Genomic DNA, 21,156 nt, shown 5'->3' with positions numbered 1-21,156 from the left:
CGGGGATGAGGATCGATTCCATGGTAAAGCGACTCCGGGTTGTCACGCGGATAATGGCAGTGATCGCCGCCGGACTGTTACTGACGGGTTGCGGCGAGGACTTCGGCGTCGACCAGCATGGGCGAAAGGTAGCGGTTGAGCGCTTCGATGGCCAGTGGTTGGTGATCAATTACTGGGCCGAATGGTGTGGTCCCTGCCGCACCGAGATCCCCGAGCTGAATGCCTTGGCCGGTCAGCTGGAAACACAGCCGGTCGGTGTATTCGGGGTCAACTTCGACGGTCTGCAGGGGGACGAACTGGCCCGCGCGGCACAGGCATTGGGCATCGAGTTCACCGTGCTGGCCCAGGACCCTGCCGAGCGCTATCAGTTGCCGCCCAGCGAGGCGCTGCCGGTGACCTATATCGTCGACGATCAGGGCAAGGTGCGTGAGCGCCTGCTGGGTGAGCAGAGCGCAGAGGGGCTGAGCGCCCGCCTGCAGGCGTTGCGGGCCGAAGGCTGAGGTGGCGGATATGGCGCATCGGTGCGTGCATGGCTATATCAGTGGGCGTGTGCAGGGTGTCGGCTTTCGTCAGAGCACGGCCAGCATGGCGGACAGCCTGGGGCTGTCGGGTTGGGTGCGCAATGTCGCCGATGGGCGGGTAGAGTTATTGTTCGAAGGGGACGACTCGGCGGTGCAGCAGATGGCGACCTGGCTGGAAACCGGACCGCGTGCGGCGCGTGTGGCGTCTGTCGAGCTGCAGGAACATGCCTGGCAGGGTATCGCCGGGTTCGTGGTGCGGCCCTGACGCCTGTTTCTCTCAGTCGTTGCCCGGGTCGGCGACCAGTCTGCCGGCGTCATCGGTCAATGATTGCAGGAAGGCTGCCTGGAGTTCCGGATCGTTGCGGGTCAGTTCGATAAGACTCTGCTCCAGCTCGCTGGCTTCTTCCTCGAGACCGAGCTCCGACAGGCGCTTGACGCGATGCACCCATTGCTCGATTTCCGCGCCTTCGAGGTCGTCATAGATCAGGTCATGGGCTTCACGCAGCTTGCCGCGCAAGCTGCGCCCGACCAGCAGGGTCGCATCGGCACTGGCCGAGCCCTGGCCATCCTCGACGCTCAGCAGCAGCGTATCGATCCGGCCAATGTCCTGGTCGGCGAATGGCCCGTCCAGCAGGTTGAGGCGCAGCACACCGTTGCGATCGGTGAGCAATTCGTGGGTCTGGCCCCCGGCCTGCACCCGTACCGGCCGTTCGGCCCATGGCAGGCTGGAATACTCGGTACGGGCATCCTGACGTTTTTCGTCAACAGTGGCCAAATTCTGCTGCGAGCGACCATTGGATTCGGCGTTCATGAACGGGTTGATGCCGGCGACGCCATAGCTGATCCAGTCCTTGGTCACGCTATCGGGCAGGCGGCCGAGCAGTACCACGTTCAACAGGTTGGCACCGACGCCGCCGACGATGGCCACCGCGCCCAGCGGCACTTCGTACAGCTCGCGCCAGGCTTGGTAGGGCGTATAGCGATCATAGCGGCGGGTGACCTCGAAAGCGGTCACCTCGAAGGCCTTTTGCTCGTGCACGCGTACGCGCCGTTGCGGCAGCTCCAGCACCTGCGGCTCGCCCACATCGATCTGCAGGCTGTGGCTCAGCAGTTTGCGTTCGATACGTTCTTCGTGCTCGCTGCGCTGTGGCAAATGATTGGCACAGCCACTGAGAAACAGAGCGCCACAGGTCGTGGCGCTGAGCAGACGCAAGGTGCTTCGCTTGAACATGACGGCTCTTGGCAAAAGGCTGGGATCAGCGGCGGATACGGCTCTGGATGAACGACAGGATCTCGGCTACCGGCACGGCCTGGGCCTCGCTCTGCAACCGGCTCTTGTACTCCAGGTTGCCTTCGGCCAGGCCGCGGTCGCTGACCACGATACGGTGTGGAATGCCGATCAGTTCCATGTCTGCGAATTTGATGCCCGGACTGGTCTTTTTGTCACGGTCATCGAGCAGAACCTCGAAGCCGGCGGCAGTCAGCTCGGCATACAGCCTGTCGGTCGCCTCGCGCACGGCGTCGGTCTCGTAGCGCAGCGGCACCAGGGCGATATGGAAGGGCGCCAGGGCGTCGTTCCAGATGATCCCGCGCTCGTCCGAATTCTGTTCGATGGCCGCGGCGACCACCCGGGACACGCCGATACCGTAGCAGCCCATGCTCAGGGTCACCGGCTTGCCATTCTCGCCGAGTACCTGGCAGTTCATCGCTTCGCTGTACTTGGTGCCGAGCTGGAAGATGTGCCCGACCTCGATGCCGCGCTTGATCTCCAGGGTACCCTGGCCGTCCGGGCTGGGGTCGCCGGCCACCACGTTGCGCAGATCCGCCACGCTCGGTAGCGGCAGGTCGCGTTCCCAGTTGACGCCGAAATAGTGCTTGTCATCGATATTGGCGCCGATGGCGAAGTCGCTCATCAGTTCGACCGAACGGTCGATGATGCAGGGCAGGGGCAGGTTCAACGGGCCCAGCGAGCCGGCACCGGCGCCGATGGCGGCGCGCAGTTCGGCATCGGAAGCCATCACCAGCGGGCTGGCGACGCCTGGCTGGTTGGCGGCCTTGATTTCATTCAGCTCGTGGTCGCCGCGGATGATCAGGGCGATCAGCTTGCCTGCTTCCTCGGCATGCACGATCAGGGTCTTGATGGTGCGTTCGATGGGCAGGTCGAAGCCGTCGACCAGTTGCTGGATGGTCTTCACGTCGGGGGTGTCGACCAGGCGCAGTTCTTCCGTGGGCGCCGGGCGCGAGGATTCCCGGGGAATGGCTTCGGCCTTCTCGATATTGGCCGCGTAGTCGGAGGCGTTGCTGAAGACGATATCGTCCTCGCCGGACTCGGCCAGTACATGGAATTCATGGGAGCCCGCGCCGCCGATGGAGCCGTTGTCGGCCTCCACGGGGCGGAATTTCAGGCCCAGGCGGGTGAATATGTTGCAATACGCCTGGTGCATGCGGTCATAGGTTTGCTGCAGGGAATCCTGGCTGGCGTGGAAGGAGTAGGCATCCTTCATGATGAACTCGCGGCCGCGCATCAGGCCGAAGCGCGGGCGGATTTCGTCACGGAACTTGGTCTGGATCTGATACAGATTGAGCGGCAGCTGTTTGTAGCTACTGAGCTCGTTGCGCATCAGATCGGTGATGACTTCTTCGTGGGTCGGGCCGGCACAGAAATCACGGCCATGGCGATCCTTCATGCGCAGCAGTTCCGGGCCGTACTCCTCCCAGCGGCCGGACTCCTGCCAGAGTTCGGCGGGCTGGATGCCGGGCATCAGCACTTCCAGGGCGCCAGCGGCGTCCATCTCCTCGCGGACGACCTTTTCCACCTTGCGCAGGGTGCGCAGCCCCATGGGCAGCCAGGTATAGAGGCCGGAGGCGAGTTTGCGGATCATCCCGGCGCGCAGCATAAGCTGGTGGCTGACGACGACGGCGTCGGAAGGGGTTTCTTTGAGGGTCGAGAGCAGGAACTGACTGGTGCGCATGGTTGGCCGTTCTGTCGGTTGCAAGGGCTTTGGATAGCTCGGCATTGTACGGCGCCTGTCCTGTTGCGTACAGGATGCCGCTGCGGGGCTGGCACGGATCCGGGCAGGCTGGCCGATAGCCGTATTTGGTTGGGCGGTGAGAAGGGCTGGAGAAGGCGCCTGGCTGGGCGCGGTGCGTCATCGTGTTGCGCAAAAGAAAACACCCGGCAATGGCCGGGTGTTTTCAGGGGTACGCGTAGTGCCTGTATTTACAGAACGCTCAGCGGGTATTCGACGATCACACGAACTTCGTCCAGCTTGCCGCCTTCGTAGCCGGAATCGGCACGGTAGGTGGCTTGGCGAACGCGGAACGACAGATCCTTGGCCGCGCCGTCTTGTACGACGTATTTGGCTTCGAGGTTGCGTTCCCAGCGGTTCAGATCGCTGCCAGGGCCAACATCGATGTCGCTACCGGTGATGTAGCGCGCCATGAAGCTCAGGCCGGGTACGCCGAAAGTCGACATATCCAGGTCGTAGCGAGCCTGCCAGGACTTCTCGTCCTTACCGTTGAAGTCGCGCATCTGCACGGAGTTGGCCAGGAAGACGGTGCCGCCACCATCGACGCCATAAGCGTAGCCAGCGTCACCGCTGGAGCGCTGGTGGGCAACGGTGAAGGTATGGGCGCTGAGGCTATAGGCTGCTGCCAAGCTCCAGATCTTGTTGTCGACTTCGCCATAGCGCTCTTCGCCGTCACCGCTGGTCTTATAGGCGTTGAAGTCGAAGTTCAGCGCTTGCTCGTCGCTCAGCGGCAGGTTGTAGTTCAAGTTGACATAGGTCTTCTTGAAGAAGTCTTCGACGTCGGAGTGGTGGATCGCGCCGCTGAAGTTGTCGGTGAAGGCGTAGCTTGCACCAACGATGTTGGCGGAGGTCAGGCCTGGCTCGCCCTTGCCGTTGATGCCATCACGGCCGCTGCCTACTTGGCTGCTCATTGCGGTGAAGCGACCAGCGGTCAGCTCGAGGCCTTCGATTTCGTTGCTGGTGAGCAGGGTACCGGTGGCGACTTCCGGCAGAATGCGGCTGTCGTCGGTGGCGAATACCGGGCTCGAAGTGAACTGGTTGCCGTATTTCAGAACGGTATCGGACAGACGCAGCTTGATGGCGCCGCCGACTTCGGTCTGGGTGTCTTCGCCGCGGCCGTCGCTGGTGGTGCCGAACTGGCCGGTGCTGTGGCGGCCACGGCCGCTGTCGACCTTGATGCTGCTCAGGCTGTGAGCGTCGAAACCGAAGCCAACGGTACCTTGAGTGAAGCCGGACTCGTACAGCAGGCGAATACCGAGGCCGGTCTCTTCGGCGTAGCTCTGGGAGCCAGGAGCGGCGTTACGGAAGTCGCGGTTGAAGTACAACGCGCGGTTGAAAATATTGAAACTGCTGTCTTCGATAAAGCCGTTGGACTCGGACTGGCTGGACGCCACTGCCATTTGAGAAGTACCCGCGGCAACTGCCAGGGCGATTACGCTCCACTTCATCACTTGCATCGTGATTGCTCCTTTGGTTTAGAAGAGTTGCACTGCTCAATTGGTTGTTATGTGAGCAGCCCTATTTCTTTTTGTGTCGGCGCTAACTTATAGCACGCCGCCAATATTGGCGATAGTTTCAATCTATCCATTGATCGCTCCACACGGCACTGTCGCAAAGCCAATGAAGTGTGTCGCAATTTCGTAGATTTCCACTTGCGCCCAGTGCGCCGACGCTCTCGGTTCTACTGGCAACCGTGTTCCGTTACTGCGCTGCACGGCATACCGGGCATTGCTCAGGACTAAGCAAGAGTCGTGCTCAAAATGCACAAGGCTGTGAAATCAGTGCGCTACGGGGCTTCTGGAGGCTTTCTGCCAGGCCATTTCCTGGAGCCGGGCGTCTTTCTCCAGTAGCGGCGGGCCGATTCCTATCCGCTCTGATTAGCCCGCTTATTAATAGCTAGCAGATTTTAAGCGTCCTTACTGATAATGAGATTTGATTATAGGGTGATGAGCTGCCGGTACTGTTTACTTCGGGAAACAAAATGGTGCGTAAAACCTGGGGTGGGGCGGTAATTGTGCAACCTGTTGGTGCGAGGCTGGTGCAGGGGTTAATTTCCGGGGGGATGGCGGGTATGCTGCGACTCTTTGTCGTCTGACAGCGAGTGGTAAAGGTCATGTTCGTCTTGGATTCCCGCCTGCAGCAGGACACCCGGGTTCTGGGGGATTTCCCCCTGAGCCGCCTGTTGTTGAGCAATGATGCCCGCTATCCCTGGTTCATCCTCGTGCCCCGTCGGGAAGAGGTCAGCGAGCTGTTCCAGCTCAGTGTGGACGAGCAACAGGCGCTATGGCGCGAGACCGCTCTGCTGGCCGAGCTGCTGAAGGATGTCTTCAAGGCTGACAAGATCAATATCGCCACCCTGGGTAATGTGGTCAGCCAGCTGCATATGCACGTGATCGTACGTTATCGCGGTGATGCGGCCTGGCCCTCTCCGGTGTGGGGCGCGCATCCGGCCCTGCCTTACGAGCAGGCGCAGGTCGAGGCCATCGAGCACAAGTTGCGTTCGGTGATGCCGGGGCAGTTCCAGTTCGGTGTTCTATAGATGAAGGCGCTGGAAGCACGCATCGTCGAGCTGGAAAGCCGCCAGGCCTTTCAGGACGACACCATTCAGGCCCTCAACGATGCGCTGGTCGTGCAGCAGCGCAGTATCGAGCGGCTACAACTGCAACTGACGGCCCTGGCCCGGCGTCAGGAAGAGGCCGGGACGTCCGGGGTCGCCCAGGACGAGGCGCCACCGCCGCACTACTGAATGCCCCGCATGAAAAAAGCCCGCAATCGCTGCGGGCTTTTTTGTAGCCTGCCATCCCTGGCAGCTCCCCTGCGGATCGTCGCAGGCGACGTCTGGTGCAGATCAAATGTCGCATCCGAGCGTTGCTCAAAGGCGGAAGCGGCCGTAGTTCCACAATCGCAATGGTGGATGAAAAGAGCGTCATCCACCCTACGTACCCTGTGGCTGTGGGAGGGGCTTTAGCCGCGATTGGGCCGTCAAAGGCGCGAAGAGCTCGCGGCTAAAGCCCCTTCCACCTTATAGCTATCATCCCCCCCCGCAGCAGGTTCATCTGCCCCAGGCCGACACATGACCGTTGTCGCAACACTAGCGACGTGTGGGCTGGGCCGCGATCACGTCTTCGGCCTGCAGGCCTTTGTCGCGCTGCATCACGGAAAACTCCACGCGTTGTCCTTCCACCAGAACGCGGTGGCCTTCGCCACGAATGGCGCGAAAGTGCACGAAGATATCGTCACCCATATCGCGTGAGATGAAGCCGAACCCCTTGGAGGTGTTGAACCACTTCACCGTACCGGTTTCCCGGTCGCCCAGATCCTGCGGGATCGGGTTGCTGCGGGTTCTGGGGCGCAGGTTGGTGGCCAGGTGCAGGGCGACGGCGACGCCGATGATCAGCAGGCTGAACAACAGGGCTGGCTGTTCGGCGATCAGGGGCAGTGGTGCCAGCAGAATCAGGGCTTGCAGCAGTGTGCCCAGGATCAACAGGGCCGAGACCAGGTTTTGCAGTTGCTGGCGAATGTTGGTGTGCCAGATGGGGAGTTGAGGTGCCAGCAGCAGGTTGAGGAGGCCGAAGAGCGCAAGGCACAGGGCATCCGGGTGCTGCAGGAAGGGCTGGGCGTTACTGCTCAGGTTGGGTGTGACGGATAGCAGCAGGGCCGACAGGCCCGCCAGTAGGTGGACGATTTTCAACATGTTCAACGAGCTCACTTGTAAAAGGATCACCAGGAAGAGCTGGTCTCGCGCGATTTGCCGTGACGTAAGGGCGATGGAGATACGAGGAGGGCCAGCCTATGCGCCCACCCGATGGCTCGGGGTGACGGCACGGGGCGTATTTAACAGCAAAGAGGAGGGCTACTCAAATCAGCGCGGGCGTATGGCGCGGGGGTGGCGGTCACGGGTCTGCCGAGGCGGGCTACGGCCGGTCGCGTAACAGGCAAGTGCCCGCCGGCTGGCGGGCACTTGTGCAACGGGATATGGGCTCAGGCGGCGAGCAGGCTGCGCAGCATCCAGGCAGTCTTCTCGTGAACCTGCATGCGCTGGGTCAGCAGGTCGGCGGTCGGCTCGTCGCTGACTTTATCCAGCAGCGGGAAGATGCCGCGCGCGGTACGCACCACGGCTTCCTGGCCTTGAACCAGCAGCTTGATCATGTCCTCGGCGGCCGGCACGTTTTCTTCTTCCTTGATCGACGACAGGCGTGCGTAGGCGGCGTAGGTGCCTGGCGCCGGGAAGCCGAGGGCGCGGATGCGCTCGGCGATCTGGTCGACGGCCAGGGCCAGTTCGGTGTACTGCCCTTCGAACATCAGGTGCAGGGTGTTGAACATCGGCCCGGTGACGTTCCAGTGGAAGTTGTGGGTCTTCAGGTAAAGGGTGTAGGTGTCGGCAAGCAGGCGCGACAGGCCTTCGGCGATGGCGGCTCGGTCCTGTTCGGCGATTCCGATGTTGATTTCCATGGCTTTTTCTCCTGTTGATGGTCGGGAACTGGCGGCCCTGTGCGGATGGCACAGAGCCTAACACGGCTATTGCCGGGCTTGAGCCGTGTTTATGTCAATGGAAGTGATGGTTGGCGGCTATGATGCCACAGCGGTTCGGGTTTGCTGTCAGCGTGGCCGGCTGCGCGGTGCGGTTTAACCATATATAATCTCGCGCTTTGCTGCGACCCGTCCGCGTGTGCTGGACGAGCCCCTGCAGTCGCGCTGCAGGCTTGGTGAGGTACAGCCGGTTCGCGGTTCAATGAATTTCAGACTCAAGAGAAGCGATAACGACCATGATGCGCAGCCACTATTGCGGCCAGTTGAACGAGAGCCTGGATGGCCAGGAAGTCACCCTCTGCGGTTGGGTTCATCGCCGCCGCGATCATGGCGGGGTGATCTTCCTCGATATCCGTGATCGTGAAGGCCTGGCGCAGGTGGTGTTCGATCCTGATCGCGCCGAGACCTTCGCCGCCGCCGACAAGGTGCGCAGCGAGTACGTCGTGAAGATCGTCGGCAAGGTGCGCCTGCGTCCGGCCGGGGCGGTCAACCCGAACATGACATCGGGCGCCATCGAGGTGCTGGGCTACGACCTGCAGGTGCTGAACGAGGCGGAAACCCCGCCTTTCCCGCTCAACGAATACTCCGACGTGGGCGAGGAAACCCGTCTGCGCTATCGCTTCATCGATCTGCGCCGGCCGGAAATGGCGGCCAAGCTGAAGCTGCGCTCGAGCATCACCACCAGCATCCGCCGCTACCTGGACGAGAATGGCTTCCTCGACGTGGAGACGCCCATCCTCACCCGCGCCACGCCGGAAGGTGCGCGCGATTACCTGGTGCCGAGCCGTACCCATGCCGGCAGTTTCTTCGCCTTGCCGCAGTCGCCGCAGTTGTTCAAGCAACTGCTGATGGTGGCTGGCTTCGACCGCTACTACCAGATCGCCAAGTGCTTCCGCGACGAGGATCTGCGCGCCGACCGTCAGCCGGAATTCACCCAGATCGACATCGAGACCAGCTTCCTGGGCGAGGACGAGATCATCGCCATCACCGAGAAGATGGTGCGCCAGCTGTTCAAGGACGTGCTGGACGTGGAGTTCGGCGAGTTCCCGCACATGACCTTCGAAGAGGCCATGCGCCGTTACGGCTCCGACAAACCGGATCTGCGCATTCCGCTGGAGCTGGTGGACGTCGCCGATCAGCTCAGGGACGTCGAGTTCAAGGTCTTCAGCGGCCCGGCCAACGATCCGAAATCCCGTGTGGCCGCACTGCGCGTGCCCGGTGGGGCGAGCATGCCGCGCAGCCGTATCGACGAATACACCAAGTTCGTCGGCATCTATGGCGCCAAGGGCCTGGCCTATATCAAGGTCAACGAGCGGGCCAAGGGTGTCGAAGGTCTGCAGTCGCCGATCGTCAAGAACATTCCCGAGGCCAGCCTCAATGTGATCCTCGATCGCGTGGGCGCGGTCGATGGCGACATCGTGTTCTTCGGCGCCGACAAGGCCAGGATCGTCAGCGAGGCCCTGGGCGCGCTGCGTATCAAGCTGGGCCATGACCTCAACCTGCTGACCTGTGAATGGGCGCCGATGTGGGTCGTCGACTTCCCGATGTTCGAAGAGAACGACGACGGCGGTTTCACCGCTCTGCACCACCCGTTCACCGCGCCCAAGTGCTCGCCGGCAGAGCTGGAGGCCAACCCGGCCGCGGCGCTGTCGCGTGCCTACGACATGGTGCTCAACGGCACCGAGCTGGGCGGTGGTTCGATCCGTATCCACCGCAAGGAAATGCAGCAGGCCGTGTTCCGCCTGCTGGGCATCGACGAGGCGGAGCAGGAAGAGAAGTTCGGCTTCCTGCTCGACGCCCTGAAATACGGTGCGCCGCCCCACGGTGGCCTGGCCTTCGGTCTGGATCGCCTGGTGATGCTGATGACTGGTGCCCAGTCGATCCGGGAAGTGATCGCCTTCCCGAAAACCCAGAGTGCGGCCTGCGTCATGACCCAGGCGCCCGGAGTGGTCGACGCCAAGGCGCTGCGCGAATTGCACATTCGCCTGCGCGAGCAGCCCAAGGCCGAATAGGTCGTACGTGGCATACAAGCCCAGGGAAACCTGGGCTTGTGCATTGTGAAACCCGAATATCTGTGTGAAGTGGAGTGGAATATGGCAGGTCATTCCAAGTGGGCCAACATCAAGCACCGCAAAGGGCGTCAGGACGCCAAGCGCGGCAAGATTTTCACCAAGTTGATCCGCGAACTCACCGTGGCGGCGTCCCAGGGCGGCGGCATTCCCGCCGACAACCCGCGCCTGCGCCTGGCCGTGGACAAGGCGCTGACGGCCAACATGACGCGCGACACCATCGACCGCGCCATCGCCCGCGGCACCGGTGAGAACGAGGGCGAGCGCGTCGAAGAGCTGTCCTATGAGGGGTATGCGCCCAGCGGCGTGGCGCTGATCGTCGAGACCATGACCGACAACCGCAATCGCACCGCGGCCGCTGTGCGTCACGCGTTCAGCAAATGCGGCGGCAACCTGGGCACCGACGGCTCGGTGGCCTACATGTTCGAGCGCAAGGGGCAGATCAGCTTCGCCGCCGGCACGGACGAGGATGCCTTGATGGAAGCGGCGCTGGAGGCCGGTGCCGACGATGTGGTGGTCAATGACGACGGCTCCATCGATGTGTTCACCAGCTTCACCGACTTCATTTCCGTCAACGAAGCCTTGAGCGCTGCTGGTTTCAAGAGCGAAGAGGCCGAGGTGTCGATGATTCCGTCCATCGGCGCGCCGCTGGATGACCTGGAAACCGTACAGAAGGTGGTCAAGCTGATCGACATGCTCGAGGATCTCGATGACGTGCAGAACGTCTATCACAATGCCGAGATTCCCGATGAGCTGATGGAGCAGCTCGGCTGAGCGTTCGAGGTGTGAAGGAACGATGGCCGGAATCCGCAGGGCGCTGCGATTCCGGCTTTTTTGTGGCCCGTCATCCCTGGCGGCCACCCTGCGGGCCGTCGCCAGCGACGTCAAAAATCGTTCCTGACGATTTTTTGTGGCCCGCCATTCCTGGCGACCGGGCTGTCGCTCGGCGGGTTGCGGCGCATCGTAGGCGGCTGCCGTTGGCTGGTCAGCGATAACCGTGGAGGACGGCCACGCTTGTGTGGGAGCCGCGCCCCCGCGGCGATTGCCGGTCGCACCACGGATGTTGTGGGATGGCCGCCATCGCATCGCGCCGGGGTCGACGCTCCTGCACGGTCGGCGGTTTGCCACGATCCCGTAGGAACCGCGCCCCGCGGCGATTGCCGGTCGCACCACGGATGTTGTGGGATGGCCGCCATCGCATCGCGCCGGGGTCGACGCTCCTACACGGTCGGCGGTTTGCCACGATCCCGTAGGAACCGCGCCCCGCGGCGATTGCCGGTCGCACTACGGATGTTGTGGGATGGCTGCCATCGCATCGCGCCGGGGTCGACGCTCCTACACGGTCGGCGGTCTGCCACGATCCGGTAGGAACCGCGCCCCCGCGGCGATTGCCGGTCGCACTATGGATGTTGTGGGATGGCCGCCATCGCATCGCGCCGGGGTCGACGCTCCTGCACGGTCGGCGGTTTGCCACGATCCCGTAGGAGCCGCGCCCCCGCGGCGATTGGTGGCCGCACTGGGGATTTGTGGAACGGCCGCCATCGTATTGCGCTGGGGTCGACGCTCCTGCGGCCGCCGCTCCCGGCGTGAAAACGCTTTCGGCCATCTTTGTCTGGTGACGGCGACAGCGGGCGGCCCTATACTCGCAGCCTGGATAAATAGACAGTACGGCGCGCCATGGCGCAGTCGCTAGGCAGGCAGCAGGCATGACCTTGATTCTGGGCATCGACCCCGGCTCGCGCATTACCGGGTACGGCGTGGTGCGCGATACCGGGCGCAATTGCGAGTACGTGGCTTCCGGTTGCATCCGTACCGGGAGTGGCAGCATGCCCGAACGGCTGCAACTGGTGTTTCGCGGGGTGAGCGAGGTGATCAGGACGTATGGGCCGGTGACCATGGGCATCGAGCAGGTGTTCATGGCGCGCAACCCCGACTCGGCCCTCAAGCTGGGGCAGGCCCGTGGGGTGGCCATGGTTGCCGGCATCGAGGCGGGCCTGGATATCTCGGAATACACCGCCACCCAGGTCAAGCAGGCCATTGCCGGCACCGGGGGGGCGGACAAGGAGCAGGTGCAGATGATGGTCATGCATTTGCTCAAGCTGGTGCAGAAGCCGCAGATCGACGCCTCCGACGCCCTGGCGATCGCCCTGTGCCATGCCCATCATCGGCAGAGCCTGATTCCCCACGGCCTGGTGGGCGCCAAGCGACGTGCCGGGCGTCTGCGTTTGTAGCACCGGGCTCCTGTGTGGCGGTCGCCGGCAATGGCGGGTGGCCAGGCATTTAATGATGATTCGACCCTGATAAGGACGGCGCGATGATCGGACGTTTGCGCGGTACGCTGGCGGAAAAGCAGCCGCCTCATTTGATTCTGGATGTGAATGGCCTGGGCTATGAGCTGGAAGTGCCCATGACCACGTTGTACCGTTTGCCCGCAGTGGGCGAGCCGCTGACGCTGCATACCCATCTGGTGGTGCGTGAGGATGCGCACCTGCTCTATGGCTTTTACGAGAAGCGCGAGCGTGAGCTGTTCCGCGAGCTGATCCGTCTCAACGGCGTCGGCCCGAAACTGGCGCTGGCGCTGATGTCCGGCCTCGAGGTCGATGAGCTGGTGCGTTGCGTGCAGGCGCAGGATACCGCCGCGCTGGTCAAGGTCCCGGGGGTCGGCAAGAAAACCGCCGAGCGCCTGCTGGTCGAGCTCAAGGATCGCTTCAAGGCCTGGGAAAGCGTGCCCGGTATGGCGACCCTTGTGGTTGAACCTCGCGCGGGTGGTGCAGTCTCAAGCGCGGAGAATGATGCGGTCAGCGCACTGATTTCCCTGGGTTACAAACCCCAGGAAGCCAGTCGCGCTGTGTCCGCGGTAAAAGAAGATGGGCTGAGTAGTGAAGACATGATTCGTCGCGCGCTGAAGGGAATGCTGTAGATGCTCGAAGCAGACAGGCTGATCACGGCCAGCACGCGCGACCGCGACGAGCAGGTCGATCGGGCCATTCGTCCGCTGAAGCTGGCCGAATACATCGGCCAGCCCATTGTCCGTGAGCAGATGGAGCTGTTCATCCAGGCGGCGCGCGGGCGCCGCGAGTCGCTCGATCACACGCTGATCTTCGGCCCGCCCGGGTTGGGCAAGACCACCCTGGCCAATATCATCGCCCAGGAAATGAATGTCTCGCTCAAGAGCACCTCGGGGCCGGTGCTGGAGCGGCCGGGCGATCTGGCGGCGCTGCTGACCAACCTGGAGCCCGGCGATGTGTTGTTCATCGACGAGATCCACCGTCTGTCGCCCATCGTCGAAGAAGTGCTGTACCCGGCCATGGAGGACTTCCAGCTCGACATCATGATCGGCGAGGGGCCGGCGGCGCGTTCGATCAAGCTGGATCTGCCACCCTTCACCCTGGTGGGCGCCACCACCCGTGCCGGCATGCTGACCAACCCGCTGCGTGACCGTTTCGGTATCGTCCAGCGCCTGGAGTTCTACAGCACCGAGGACCTGGCCACCATCGTCAGCCGTTCGGCCGGCATCCTCGGTCTGCCCATCGAGGCGCAGGGCGCTTTCGAGATCGCCCGGCGGGCCCGTGGTACGCCGCGTATCGCCAACCGCCTGTTGCGTCGTGTGCGTGATTTCGCCGAAGTCCGCGGGCAGGGCGCGATCACCCGGCCGATCGCGGATCTGGCGCTGAACCTGCTGGATGTCGATGAGCGTGGTTTCGACCACCAGGACAGGCGCCTGCTGCTGACCATGATCGAGAAGTTCGATGGCGGGCCGGTAGGGGTCGACAGCCTGGCGGCGGCGATCAGCGAAGAGCGTCATACCATCGAGGATGTGCTGGAGCCGTACCTGATCCAGCAGGGCTACATCATGCGTACCCCCAGGGGGCGGGTGGTGACCCGGCATGCCTACCTGCACTTCGGCCTCAATGCGCCCAGGCGCATGGGCGACCTGCCCAGCGCCGACCTGTTCGCCGGTGGTGACGAATGAAAAAAATACTTGTCTTGCCGATTGGCAAGCGCGGGAGCTGGCACTAGAGTATGCGCGCGCAAGACGGAGTTCAGCCGTTCGCCCATCGTTGTCGGGTCTACTACGAGGACACCGATGCCGGCGGCATCGTTTATTACGTCAACTACCTCAAGTTTATGGAACGGGCTCGCACCGAGCGGCTGCGCGACCTGGGCTTCGCCCAGTCGACGCTGGCGGGTGAGGGCCTGTTGTTCGTCGTGCACTCGAGCGAGGCGCGCTACCACGCGCCGGCCCGCCTGGACGACGAGCTGCTGGTGAGCGCCGAGGTGAGCGAGTTGAACCGTGCCAGCCTGCGCTTTCGTCAACAGGTCAGACGGATCACGGATAACGCGCTGCTCTGCGAAGGGCAGTTCATGGTGGCCTGCGTGCGCGCCGACAATTTAAAACCCCGGGCCATTCCCCAGTCTCTGCGTGCGGCCTTCGCCGAGCTGGGTGGTGCCGGTACATCTGAAGCAGGAGAGTAAGCGTGGAAGCCAACGCCGTTGACCACATGTCGATGTGGAGTCTGATCAGCAACGCCAGCCTGGTGGTGCAGTTGGTGATGCTGACCCTGGTGGCCGCATCGGTCACTTCATGGGTCATGATTTTCCAGCGCAGCACCTTGCTGCGTGCCGCCAAGCGCGCTCTGGACAGCTTCGAGGAGCGCTTCTGGTCGGGTATCGATCTGTCCAAGCTGTACCGCCAGGCGGGCAGCAATCCCGATCCGGACTCCGGTCTTGAGCAGATCTTCCGCGCCGGCTTCAAGGAGTTCTCGCGCCTGCGCCAGCAGCCGGGCATGGATCCCGATGCGGTGATGGATGGCGTGGCGCGAGCCATGCGCGTGGCCATCTCCCGCGAGGAGGAAAAGCTCGAGCAAAGCCTGCCGTTCCTCGCCACCGTCGGCTCCACCAGTCCCTATATCGGCCTGTTCGGCACCGTCTGGGGGATCATGAACTCCTTCCGCGGCCTGGCCCAGGTACAGCAAGCCACCCTGGCGACGGTCGCCCCGGGGATCGCCGAGGCGCTGATCGCCACCGCCATCGGTCTGTTCGCCGCGATTCCGGCGGTGATCGCCTACAACCGTTTCGCCGCGCGCGGCGAGATGCTGATCGCGCGCTACTACACCTTCGCCGACGAGTTCCAGGCGATCCTGCACCGCAAAGTGCACAGCAGCGAAGAATAAGCCTCAGGCGCACTCAATACAGGTTTCGAGCCCATGGCCAGAATTCGCAACAGACGCAAGCCCGTCTCCGAGATGAACGTGGTGCCCTACATCGATGTGATGCTGGTGCTGCTGGTCATCTTCATGGTGACGGCGCCCATGCTCAATCAAGGGGTCAAGGTCGATCTGCCGCAAGTCAGCAGCGAGGCCCTGCCGCAGGACAACGACGCGCAGGTATTGACCATTTCCATCAGGTCCGACAAGTCCTACTACTGGAACATGGGCACCGAAGTGGACACCGACACCGTTCAGGATCGTGCCCTGACCCTGGACGAAATGACCCGCGCGGTCACGGCCATCATCAACCAGAGCCGTGGCCAGGGTAAGCAGGTGCAGGTGTTCGTGCGCGGCGACAAGGCGGTGGACTACGGTACCGTGATGTCGGCCATGGGTGGTCTGCAGCAGGCCGGCGTGGGTAACGTCGGCCTGATTACCGAGGCCCCCTGATGCGGCAGCGTGAACGCTCTCCTTCGGAAAGCCTGTTCTGGCCGGTGGTCTGGGCGGTGGGGCTGCATGTGCTCATGTTCGGCATGCTGTTCGTCAGTTTCGCCTTCGCCCCGGAACTGCCGCCGTCGAGGCCGATCGTGCAGGCTACGCTCTACCAGTTGAAGTCGCAGAGCCAGGCGACCACGCAGACCAACCAGAAGATCGCCGGCGAAGCCGCGAAGACCTCGGCGCCGCAGTACGAAACCGAGCAGCTCGAGCAGAAGAAGGCCGAAGAGCAGAAGCTGGCCCAGGCCGAAGCGCAGAAACAGCAGGAGGCCAAAGCAGCGGAACAAAAGAAAGCCGAAGAGGTTCGAAAGGCCGACGCGGCGAAAAAGGCCGAAGCCGAGCAGAAGGCCGCAGAGCAGAAGAAACTGGCCGATGCCGCCAAGAAGAAGGCGGCGGATGACGCGCAGAAGAAGGCCGCGGACGAGGCCGCCAAGAAGAAAGCCGCCGAGGATGCCAAGAACAAGGCCGCCGAAGAGGCGAAGAAGAAAGCCGCGGCCGATGCCGCTAAAAAGAAAGCGGCCGATGAGGCCAAGAAGAAGGCTGCGGCACAGGCAGCCGAGCGCAAGGCGATCGAGGACAAGAAGGCCGCTGCCCTGGCCGAGCTGTTGTCCGACGATGTCGGGCGCCAGCAGGCGATGGCCGACACCCACGGCGATCAGGTGGCCGGCAATCTGGACGATCTGATCGTCAAGCTGGTCAGCGAGCAGTGGCGCCGTCCGCCTTCGGCGCGCAATGGCATGAGCGTGGAAGTGCTGATCGAGATGCTGCCCGATGGCACCATCACCAATGCCAGCGTCAGTCGTTCCAGCGGCGATGCGCCATTCGACAGTTCAGCGGTACAGGCGGTGCGCAATGTGGGACGCATCGCGGAAATGCAGCAATTGGATCGTGCCACCTTTGACCAGCTTTACCGGCAGCGTCGTGCCGTCTTTAAACCGGAGGATTTAGGTCTGTGAATACCCTGATGCGTATCGTTGTACTGGGCCTGGCCATGCTGGTCGGCTCCGTGCAGGCGGCTGATCCGCTGGTGATCAGCACCGGCACCGACCGAGCGACCCCGATCGCCGTGGTTCCATTCGGCTGGCAGAGCGGCACTGTACTGCCCGAGGACATCGCCGATATCGTCGGCAAGGATCTGCGCAACTCCGGTGTGTTCGAACCGGTTCCACGGCAGAACATGATCAGCCTGCCGACCCAGGCCAGCGAAGTCATCTACCGCGACTGGAAGGCCCTGGGCGCGCAGTACGTGCTGGTCGGCAACATCGTGCCCAACGGCGCCCGCCTGCAGGTGCAGTTCGCCCTGTTCAACGTCGCCACCGAGCAGCAGGTGATGACCGGCAATGTCGGCGGCACCACGGACCAGTTGCGTGACATGGCCCACCACATTGCCGACCAGGCGTTCGAGAAGCTGACCGGGGTCAAGGGCGCTTTCTCCACCCGCATGCTGTATGTGACGGCAGAGCGTTTCGGCGTCGACAACACCCGTTACACCCTGCAACGCTCGGATTATGACGGTGCCCGCGCGGTGACGCTGCTGCAGTCGCGCGAGCCGATCCTGTCGCCGTCGTTCGCCTCGGATGGCAAGCGCATCGCCTATGTCTCGTTCGAGCAGAAGCGCCCGCGCATCTTCGTCCAGCACATCGATACCGGTCGTCGCGAGCAGATCACCAATTTCGAAGGCCTCAATGGCGCGCCGGCCTGGTCTCCGGACGGCAATCGCCTGGCATTCGTGCTGTCGCGCGATGGCAACCCGGAAATCTATGTCATGGACATGGGCACCCGCCAACTGCGCCGCATCACCAATCACTATGCCATCGATACCGAGCCCTTCTGGGGCAAGGACGGCCAGACGATCTACTTCACCTCCGACCGTTCCGGCAAGCCACAGATCTACAAGACCAATATCAACAGCGGTGCGGTCGAGCGCGTGACCTTCGTCGGTAACTACAACGCCAACCCGAAACTGTCCGCTGACGAGAAGACCCTAGTGATGATTCATCGTCAGGACGGTTACACCGTGTTCAAGGTAGCGGCACAGGACCTCGAGCGTGGCAATCTGCGCATTCTTTCAGATACAAGTTTGGATGAGTCGCCTACTGTTGCGCCCAATGGCACCATGCTAATCTACGCTACCCGCCAGCAGGGGCGGGGAGTCCTGATGTTAGCGTCCACCAATGGCCGCGTTAGGCTCCCTCTTCCTACCGCTCAAGGCGAAGTTCGAGAGCCTTCCTGGTCCCCCTTCCTGAACTGATGCGCGGTGCTTTACCTGTTTGTATGCTTAACACACTGGGGTTCATTAGGAGTTACACATGGAAATGCTGAAATTTGGCAAATTTGCTGCACTGAGCTTGGCTCTCGCCGTAGCTGTAGGTTGTTCCTCCAAAGGCGGTGATGCCGCTGGTGAAGGCGCTGCCGTAGATCCGAACGCCGGTTACGGTGCCAATACTGGCGCTGTCGACGGCAGCCTGAGCGAAGAAGCCGCCCTGCGCGCCATCACCACTTTCTACTTCGAATACGACAGCTCGGACCTGAAGCCGGAAGCCATGCGCGCTCTGGACGTTCATGCCAAAGACCTGAAAGGCAACGGCGCTCGCGTCGTTCTGGAAGGCCACGCTGACGAGCGCGGTACTCGTGAATACAACATGGCTCTGGGCGAGCGTCGCGCCAAGGCCGTTCAGCGTTACCTGGTACTGCAGGGCGTTTCCCCGGCTCAGCTGGAAGTGGTTTCCTACGGCGAAGAGCGTCCGGTTGCCACTGGCAACGACGAGCAGTCCTGGGCTCAGAACCGTCGCGTCGAACTGCGTAAGTAATTCGTCATGCGAACGTGCCGCCGCGTAGTAACCGTTATGGCGCTGAGCCTGCCGCTTGCGGCCTGGGCTCAGATTCCCGTGCAGGATGACAGTACCGGTAACGGTAGTGCCTATCCATCAGGCGGTTATGGCGCGTCCGGCGCCTACGTCGGGGGAGGGGCTGAAACCCCGACCTCGGCGCAGGGCATGCTGTTCACGCAACTGCAGCAGATGCAGCAAGAGATTGCTCAACTGCGCGGTATGCTGGAAGAGCAGCAGAACGAAGTTCAGCGTTTGAAACAGGAAGGCCTGGAGCGATACCAGGAGCTTGATCGACGTCTGGGCAGCGGTGCGGCCGCAGGTGCGGCAGCCACACAGAATTCTCCCGCCGCGGGTGCCTCCGGCACCGGTGGTTCCACGGCCAGTGGTGGCGATGCGGGGCAGGCGCAAGCCTCCGGCGAGCCTGCCGATCCGGCCAAGGAAAAGCTGTTTTACGATGCCGCCTTCGATCTGATCAAGGCCAAGGATTTCGACAAGGCCAGCCAGGCTTTCAGCGCCTTTCTGCGCCGCTACCCCGATAGCCAGTACGCCGGCAATGCCCAGTACTGGCTGGGCGAGGTGAATCTGGCAAAGGGCGACCTACAGGGTGCGGGCCAGGCCTTCGCCAGGGTCAGCCAGGCGTATCCGCAGCACGCCAAGGTGCCGGATTCCCTGTTCAAGCTGGCCGACGTGGAAATCCGTCTGGGCAACAACGACAAGGCCAAGGGCATCCTGCAGCAGGTGATCGCGCAGTACCCGGGTACCTCTGCCGCGCAGTTGTCCCAGCGCGATCTGCAGCGTTTGCAGTAGGAAAGCAGCGACAAGCTTCAAGTTAAAGCGAAAGCTTGACGGTCTTTCTGCGGCCAAGCCACGCTAATTGCAGCTTGCAGCTTGCAGCTTGCAGCTTGCAGCTTGCAGCTTGCAGCTTGCAGCTTGCAGCTTCCATGAAACCCGCGCCTGTCGCGGGTTTTTTGTAGCCTGCCGTCCTTGGCGGCCATCCTTCGGGCCGTCGCCAGCGCCGTCAAAAATGACTCCCGGCCATTTTTTTCGTTTAGAATCGCCGTCCTTTTTCGCAACGGAGGCGGATGGCCTGTTTCGCCGTCACGCCCGTGGCCCCTATGAAAGATACCCTGCGCATTACCGAGATCTTTTTCTCGTTGCAGGGGGAAACGCGAACCGCCGGCCTGCCGACGGTCTTCGTGCGCCTGACCGGCTGCCCCCTGCGCTGTCAATACTGCGATACCGCCTATGCTTTCAGCGGCGGTGAAATCATGACGCTGGACGCCATTCTCGATCAGGTGGCGAAGTACCGCCCACGCTACGTCTGCGTGACCGGTGGCGAGCCCCTGGCCCAACCCAACTGCCTGCCCTTGCTCGAGCGTCTGTGCGATGCCGGCTATGACGTTTCCCTGGAAACCAGCGGTGCCCTGGATGTTTCCCAGGTCGATGGACGGGTGAGCAAGGTCATCGACCTGAAGACACCGGGTTCGGCCGAAGTGGCGCGTAATCGCTATGAGAACATCCAGTACCTGCAGCCGCGCGATCAGGTCAAATTCGTCATCTGCTCGCGCGAGGACTATGAGTGGTCGGTGAGCAAGATCATCCAGTACGGGCTGGCCGAGCGTGCCGGCGAGTTGCTGTTTTCGCCCAGCCACCAGCAGGTGAGCGGGCGCGAACTGGCCGAGTGGGTGATCGCCGACAACCTGCCGGTACGCATGCAGTTGCAGCTGCACAAGATTCTGTGGAACGACGAGCCGGGGCATTGAGCATGAACGACAACAGAGCAGTCATCCTTCTTTCCGGCGGCCTCGACTCGGCGACCGTGGTCGCCATGGCCAAGGCCCAGGGCTACAGCTGCTACAGCATGAGCTTCGACTATGGCCAGCGCCATCGCTCCGAACTGCAGGCCGCCGAGCGTGTGGCGCGGCAGTTGGGGGTCGTCGAGCACAAGGTGATCGGCCTGGATCTCGATGGGATGGGCGGTTCGGCCCTGACCGATAGCCGCATCGACGTGCCGGAAAGCCCGACCAGCGGTATTCCGGTGACCTATGTGCCGGCACGCAACACGGTGTTCCTGGCGTTGGCGCTGGGCTGGGCCGAAGTGCTGGGCGCACGGGACATCTTTATCGGGGTCAATGCGGTGGACTACTCGGGCTATCCGGATTGTCGTCCCGAGTTCATCGAGGCTTTCGAGCGCATGGCCAACCTGGCGACCAAGGCCGGGGTCGAGGGGCAGGGCGTGCGCATCCGCGCGCCGCTGCAGATGATGAGCAAGGCCGAGATCGTCCAGGCCGGGGTGCGCCTCGGTGTGGATTACGGGCTGACCGTGTCCTGCTATCAGGCCGACGAGCAGGGGCGGGCCTGCGGCAAATGTGACAGTTGCCGCCTGCGGGCGGCGGGCTTCGTGGCGGCCGGTGTGACCGATCCGACCCGCTATCGATAAAATATTTTCCGGCGGGTGTTGAATTTCTGAA

At 62.6% G+C, this 21,156-nt stretch carries 23 protein-coding genes; 18 read left to right on the top strand and 5 right to left on the bottom strand.

From position 1 onward, the window contains the following. Nucleotides 1-20 precede the first annotated feature (20 nt). Both DNK34_RS18460 and DNK34_RS18455 read left to right on the top strand, forming a co-directional pair. Nucleotides 21-500 (top strand): TlpA family protein disulfide reductase, encoded by a 480-nt coding sequence (locus DNK34_RS18460; RefSeq protein ID WP_131176585.1) that lies wholly within the window; start codon nucleotides 21-23, stop codon nucleotides 498-500. Nucleotides 501-510: 10 nt separating this feature from the next. Further along, nucleotides 511-786 (top strand): acylphosphatase, encoded by a 276-nt coding sequence (locus DNK34_RS18455; protein WP_131176584.1) that lies wholly within the window; start codon nucleotides 511-513, stop codon nucleotides 784-786. Nucleotides 787-798: 12 nt separating this feature from the next. Here the strand turns inward: DNK34_RS18455 and DNK34_RS18450 are convergent, their stop codons facing one another. The 3 genes from DNK34_RS18450 to DNK34_RS18440 all read right to left on the bottom strand — a co-directional run bounded on the left by DNK34_RS18450 (nucleotide 799) and on the right by DNK34_RS18440 (nucleotide 5,007). Next, entirely contained in the window at nucleotides 799-1,752 is a 954-nt protein-coding gene (locus tag DNK34_RS18450) for a hypothetical protein (protein WP_131176583.1), read from the bottom strand. A 25-nt stretch (nucleotides 1,753-1,777) separates the two neighbouring features. Further along, entirely contained in the window at nucleotides 1,778-3,493 is a 1,716-nt protein-coding gene (locus tag DNK34_RS18445; RefSeq protein ID WP_131176582.1) for a proline--tRNA ligase, read from the bottom strand. A 248-nt stretch (nucleotides 3,494-3,741) separates the two neighbouring features. Then, nucleotides 3,742-5,007, bottom strand: coding sequence for an OprD family porin (locus DNK34_RS18440; RefSeq protein WP_131176581.1), 1,266 nt, complete (start codon nucleotides 5,005-5,007; stop codon nucleotides 3,742-3,744). 656 nt (nucleotides 5,008-5,663) lie between these two features. Here DNK34_RS18440 and DNK34_RS18435 point away from each other — a divergent pair. Both DNK34_RS18435 and DNK34_RS18430 read left to right on the top strand, forming a co-directional pair. Continuing rightward, nucleotides 5,664-6,089 (top strand): HIT family protein, encoded by a 426-nt coding sequence (locus tag DNK34_RS18435; RefSeq protein ID WP_131176580.1) that lies wholly within the window; start codon nucleotides 5,664-5,666, stop codon nucleotides 6,087-6,089. Further along, entirely contained in the window at nucleotides 6,090-6,296 is a 207-nt protein-coding gene (locus DNK34_RS18430; protein ID WP_131176579.1) for a SlyX family protein, read from the top strand. It begins immediately after the preceding gene. 345 nt (nucleotides 6,297-6,641) lie between these two features. Here the strand turns inward: DNK34_RS18430 and DNK34_RS25985 are convergent, their stop codons facing one another. Further along, nucleotides 6,642-7,244 carry a cold-shock protein gene (locus DNK34_RS25985; RefSeq protein WP_131176631.1) on the bottom strand — a complete coding sequence of 201 codons (603 nt, stop codon included), beginning with the start codon at nucleotides 7,242-7,244 and terminating at the stop codon, nucleotides 6,642-6,644. Nucleotides 7,245-7,531: 287 nt separating this feature from the next. Then, nucleotides 7,532-8,002 carry a Dps family protein gene (locus DNK34_RS18420; protein ID WP_131176578.1) on the bottom strand — a complete coding sequence of 157 codons (471 nt, stop codon included), beginning with the start codon at nucleotides 8,000-8,002 and terminating at the stop codon, nucleotides 7,532-7,534. A 314-nt stretch (nucleotides 8,003-8,316) separates the two neighbouring features. Between DNK34_RS18420 and aspS the strand changes: the two genes are divergently transcribed. From aspS to queC, 14 genes are all read left to right on the top strand, one after another. Then, nucleotides 8,317-10,092: an aspartate--tRNA ligase gene (gene aspS, locus DNK34_RS18415; protein ID WP_131176577.1), complete on the top strand. Its 1,776-nt coding sequence runs from the start codon at nucleotides 8,317-8,319 to the stop codon at nucleotides 10,090-10,092. 81 nt (nucleotides 10,093-10,173) lie between these two features. Beyond that, on the top strand, nucleotides 10,174-10,923 hold the full coding sequence (locus DNK34_RS18410) for a YebC/PmpR family DNA-binding transcriptional regulator (RefSeq protein WP_131176576.1): 750 nt from the start codon (nucleotides 10,174-10,176) through the stop codon (nucleotides 10,921-10,923). 932 nt (nucleotides 10,924-11,855) lie between these two features. After that, complete coding sequence (gene ruvC / locus DNK34_RS18405; RefSeq protein ID WP_131176575.1) at nucleotides 11,856-12,380, top strand: crossover junction endodeoxyribonuclease RuvC; 525 nt, start codon at nucleotides 11,856-11,858, stop codon at nucleotides 12,378-12,380. A gap of 83 nt (nucleotides 12,381-12,463) precedes the next feature. Beyond that, nucleotides 12,464-13,069 carry a Holliday junction branch migration protein RuvA gene (ruvA, locus tag DNK34_RS18400; RefSeq protein WP_131176574.1) on the top strand — a complete coding sequence of 202 codons (606 nt, stop codon included), beginning with the start codon at nucleotides 12,464-12,466 and terminating at the stop codon, nucleotides 13,067-13,069. Next, on the top strand, nucleotides 13,070-14,122 hold the full coding sequence (gene ruvB, locus DNK34_RS18395) for a Holliday junction branch migration DNA helicase RuvB (RefSeq protein WP_131176573.1): 1,053 nt from the start codon (nucleotides 13,070-13,072) through the stop codon (nucleotides 14,120-14,122). It abuts the gene before it with no gap. A gap of 50 nt (nucleotides 14,123-14,172) precedes the next feature. Continuing rightward, entirely contained in the window at nucleotides 14,173-14,625 is a 453-nt protein-coding gene (gene ybgC / locus DNK34_RS18390; protein ID WP_131176572.1) for a tol-pal system-associated acyl-CoA thioesterase, read from the top strand. A 2-nt stretch (nucleotides 14,626-14,627) separates the two neighbouring features. Further along, a complete protein-coding gene (tolQ, locus tag DNK34_RS18385; RefSeq protein WP_131176571.1) occupies nucleotides 14,628-15,323 on the top strand; it encodes a protein TolQ in 696 nt (231 codons plus the stop codon). Nucleotides 15,324-15,356: 33 nt separating this feature from the next. Further along, complete coding sequence (tolR, locus tag DNK34_RS18380) at nucleotides 15,357-15,809, top strand: protein TolR (RefSeq protein WP_131176570.1); 453 nt, start codon at nucleotides 15,357-15,359, stop codon at nucleotides 15,807-15,809. Beyond that, nucleotides 15,806-16,810, top strand: coding sequence for a cell envelope integrity protein TolA (gene tolA, locus DNK34_RS18375; RefSeq protein WP_131176569.1), 1,005 nt, complete (start codon nucleotides 15,806-15,808; stop codon nucleotides 16,808-16,810). Before tolR ends, tolA begins: the two co-directional genes overlap by 4 nt. Continuing rightward, nucleotides 16,807-18,105: a Tol-Pal system beta propeller repeat protein TolB gene (gene tolB, locus DNK34_RS18370; protein ID WP_131176568.1), complete on the top strand. Its 1,299-nt coding sequence runs from the start codon at nucleotides 16,807-16,809 to the stop codon at nucleotides 18,103-18,105. The genes tolA and tolB overlap by 4 nt, the downstream gene beginning before the upstream one ends. A gap of 58 nt (nucleotides 18,106-18,163) precedes the next feature. After that, nucleotides 18,164-18,664, top strand: a complete 501-nt coding sequence (gene pal / locus DNK34_RS18365) for a peptidoglycan-associated lipoprotein Pal (RefSeq protein ID WP_131176567.1) — start codon at nucleotides 18,164-18,166, stop codon at nucleotides 18,662-18,664. 6 nt (nucleotides 18,665-18,670) lie between these two features. After that, nucleotides 18,671-19,492, top strand: a complete 822-nt coding sequence (ybgF, locus tag DNK34_RS18360; RefSeq protein ID WP_131176566.1) for a tol-pal system protein YbgF — start codon at nucleotides 18,671-18,673, stop codon at nucleotides 19,490-19,492. Between the two features lie 308 nt (nucleotides 19,493-19,800). Beyond that, nucleotides 19,801-20,448 carry a 7-carboxy-7-deazaguanine synthase QueE gene (gene queE, locus DNK34_RS18355; protein WP_131176565.1) on the top strand — a complete coding sequence of 216 codons (648 nt, stop codon included), beginning with the start codon at nucleotides 19,801-19,803 and terminating at the stop codon, nucleotides 20,446-20,448. Between the two features lie 2 nt (nucleotides 20,449-20,450). Beyond that, nucleotides 20,451-21,125: a 7-cyano-7-deazaguanine synthase QueC gene (gene queC / locus DNK34_RS18350; protein ID WP_131176564.1), complete on the top strand. Its 675-nt coding sequence runs from the start codon at nucleotides 20,451-20,453 to the stop codon at nucleotides 21,123-21,125. The last annotated feature ends 31 nt before the right edge of the window (nucleotides 21,126-21,156 follow it).

The sequence above is a fragment of the Phytopseudomonas dryadis genome, assembly GCF_004327355.1.
Lineage (GTDB): Bacteria > Pseudomonadota > Gammaproteobacteria > Pseudomonadales > Pseudomonadaceae > Aquipseudomonas > Aquipseudomonas dryadis.
The sequence above is the reverse complement of the archived record's forward strand: the minus strand, read 5'-3'. Positions and strand labels throughout refer to the sequence as shown.

Coding starts and splice junctions, on each gene's coding strand:
- queE (WP_131176565.1), top strand. CDS start 19,801: ATGAAAGATACCCTGCGCATTACCGAGATCTTTTTCTCGTTGCAGGGG.
- ybgC (WP_131176572.1), top strand. CDS start 14,173: ATGCGCGCGCAAGACGGAGTTCAGCCGTTCGCCCATCGTTGTCGGGTC.
- ruvC (WP_131176575.1), top strand. CDS start 11,856: ATGACCTTGATTCTGGGCATCGACCCCGGCTCGCGCATTACCGGGTAC.
- ruvB (WP_131176573.1), top strand. CDS start 13,070: ATGCTCGAAGCAGACAGGCTGATCACGGCCAGCACGCGCGACCGCGAC.
- aspS (WP_131176577.1), top strand. CDS start 8,317: ATGATGCGCAGCCACTATTGCGGCCAGTTGAACGAGAGCCTGGATGGC.
- tolR (WP_131176570.1), top strand. CDS start 15,357: ATGGCCAGAATTCGCAACAGACGCAAGCCCGTCTCCGAGATGAACGTG.
- DNK34_RS18450 (WP_131176583.1), bottom strand. CDS start 1,752: ATGTTCAAGCGAAGCACCTTGCGTCTGCTCAGCGCCACGACCTGTGGC.
- DNK34_RS18430 (WP_131176579.1), top strand. CDS start 6,090: ATGAAGGCGCTGGAAGCACGCATCGTCGAGCTGGAAAGCCGCCAGGCC.
- pal (WP_131176567.1), top strand. CDS start 18,164: ATGGAAATGCTGAAATTTGGCAAATTTGCTGCACTGAGCTTGGCTCTC.
- DNK34_RS18440 (WP_131176581.1), bottom strand. CDS start 5,007: ATGCAAGTGATGAAGTGGAGCGTAATCGCCCTGGCAGTTGCCGCGGGT.
- ybgF (WP_131176566.1), top strand. CDS start 18,671: ATGCGAACGTGCCGCCGCGTAGTAACCGTTATGGCGCTGAGCCTGCCG.
- DNK34_RS18455 (WP_131176584.1), top strand. CDS start 511: ATGGCGCATCGGTGCGTGCATGGCTATATCAGTGGGCGTGTGCAGGGT.
- ruvA (WP_131176574.1), top strand. CDS start 12,464: ATGATCGGACGTTTGCGCGGTACGCTGGCGGAAAAGCAGCCGCCTCAT.
- DNK34_RS18410 (WP_131176576.1), top strand. CDS start 10,174: ATGGCAGGTCATTCCAAGTGGGCCAACATCAAGCACCGCAAAGGGCGT.
- queC (WP_131176564.1), top strand. CDS start 20,451: ATGAACGACAACAGAGCAGTCATCCTTCTTTCCGGCGGCCTCGACTCG.
- DNK34_RS25985 (WP_131176631.1), bottom strand. CDS start 7,244: ATGTTGAAAATCGTCCACCTACTGGCGGGCCTGTCGGCCCTGCTGCTA.
- DNK34_RS18460 (WP_131176585.1), top strand. CDS start 21: ATGGTAAAGCGACTCCGGGTTGTCACGCGGATAATGGCAGTGATCGCC.
- DNK34_RS18445 (WP_131176582.1), bottom strand. CDS start 3,493: ATGCGCACCAGTCAGTTCCTGCTCTCGACCCTCAAAGAAACCCCTTCC.
- DNK34_RS18435 (WP_131176580.1), top strand. CDS start 5,664: ATGTTCGTCTTGGATTCCCGCCTGCAGCAGGACACCCGGGTTCTGGGG.
- DNK34_RS18420 (WP_131176578.1), bottom strand. CDS start 8,002: ATGGAAATCAACATCGGAATCGCCGAACAGGACCGAGCCGCCATCGCC.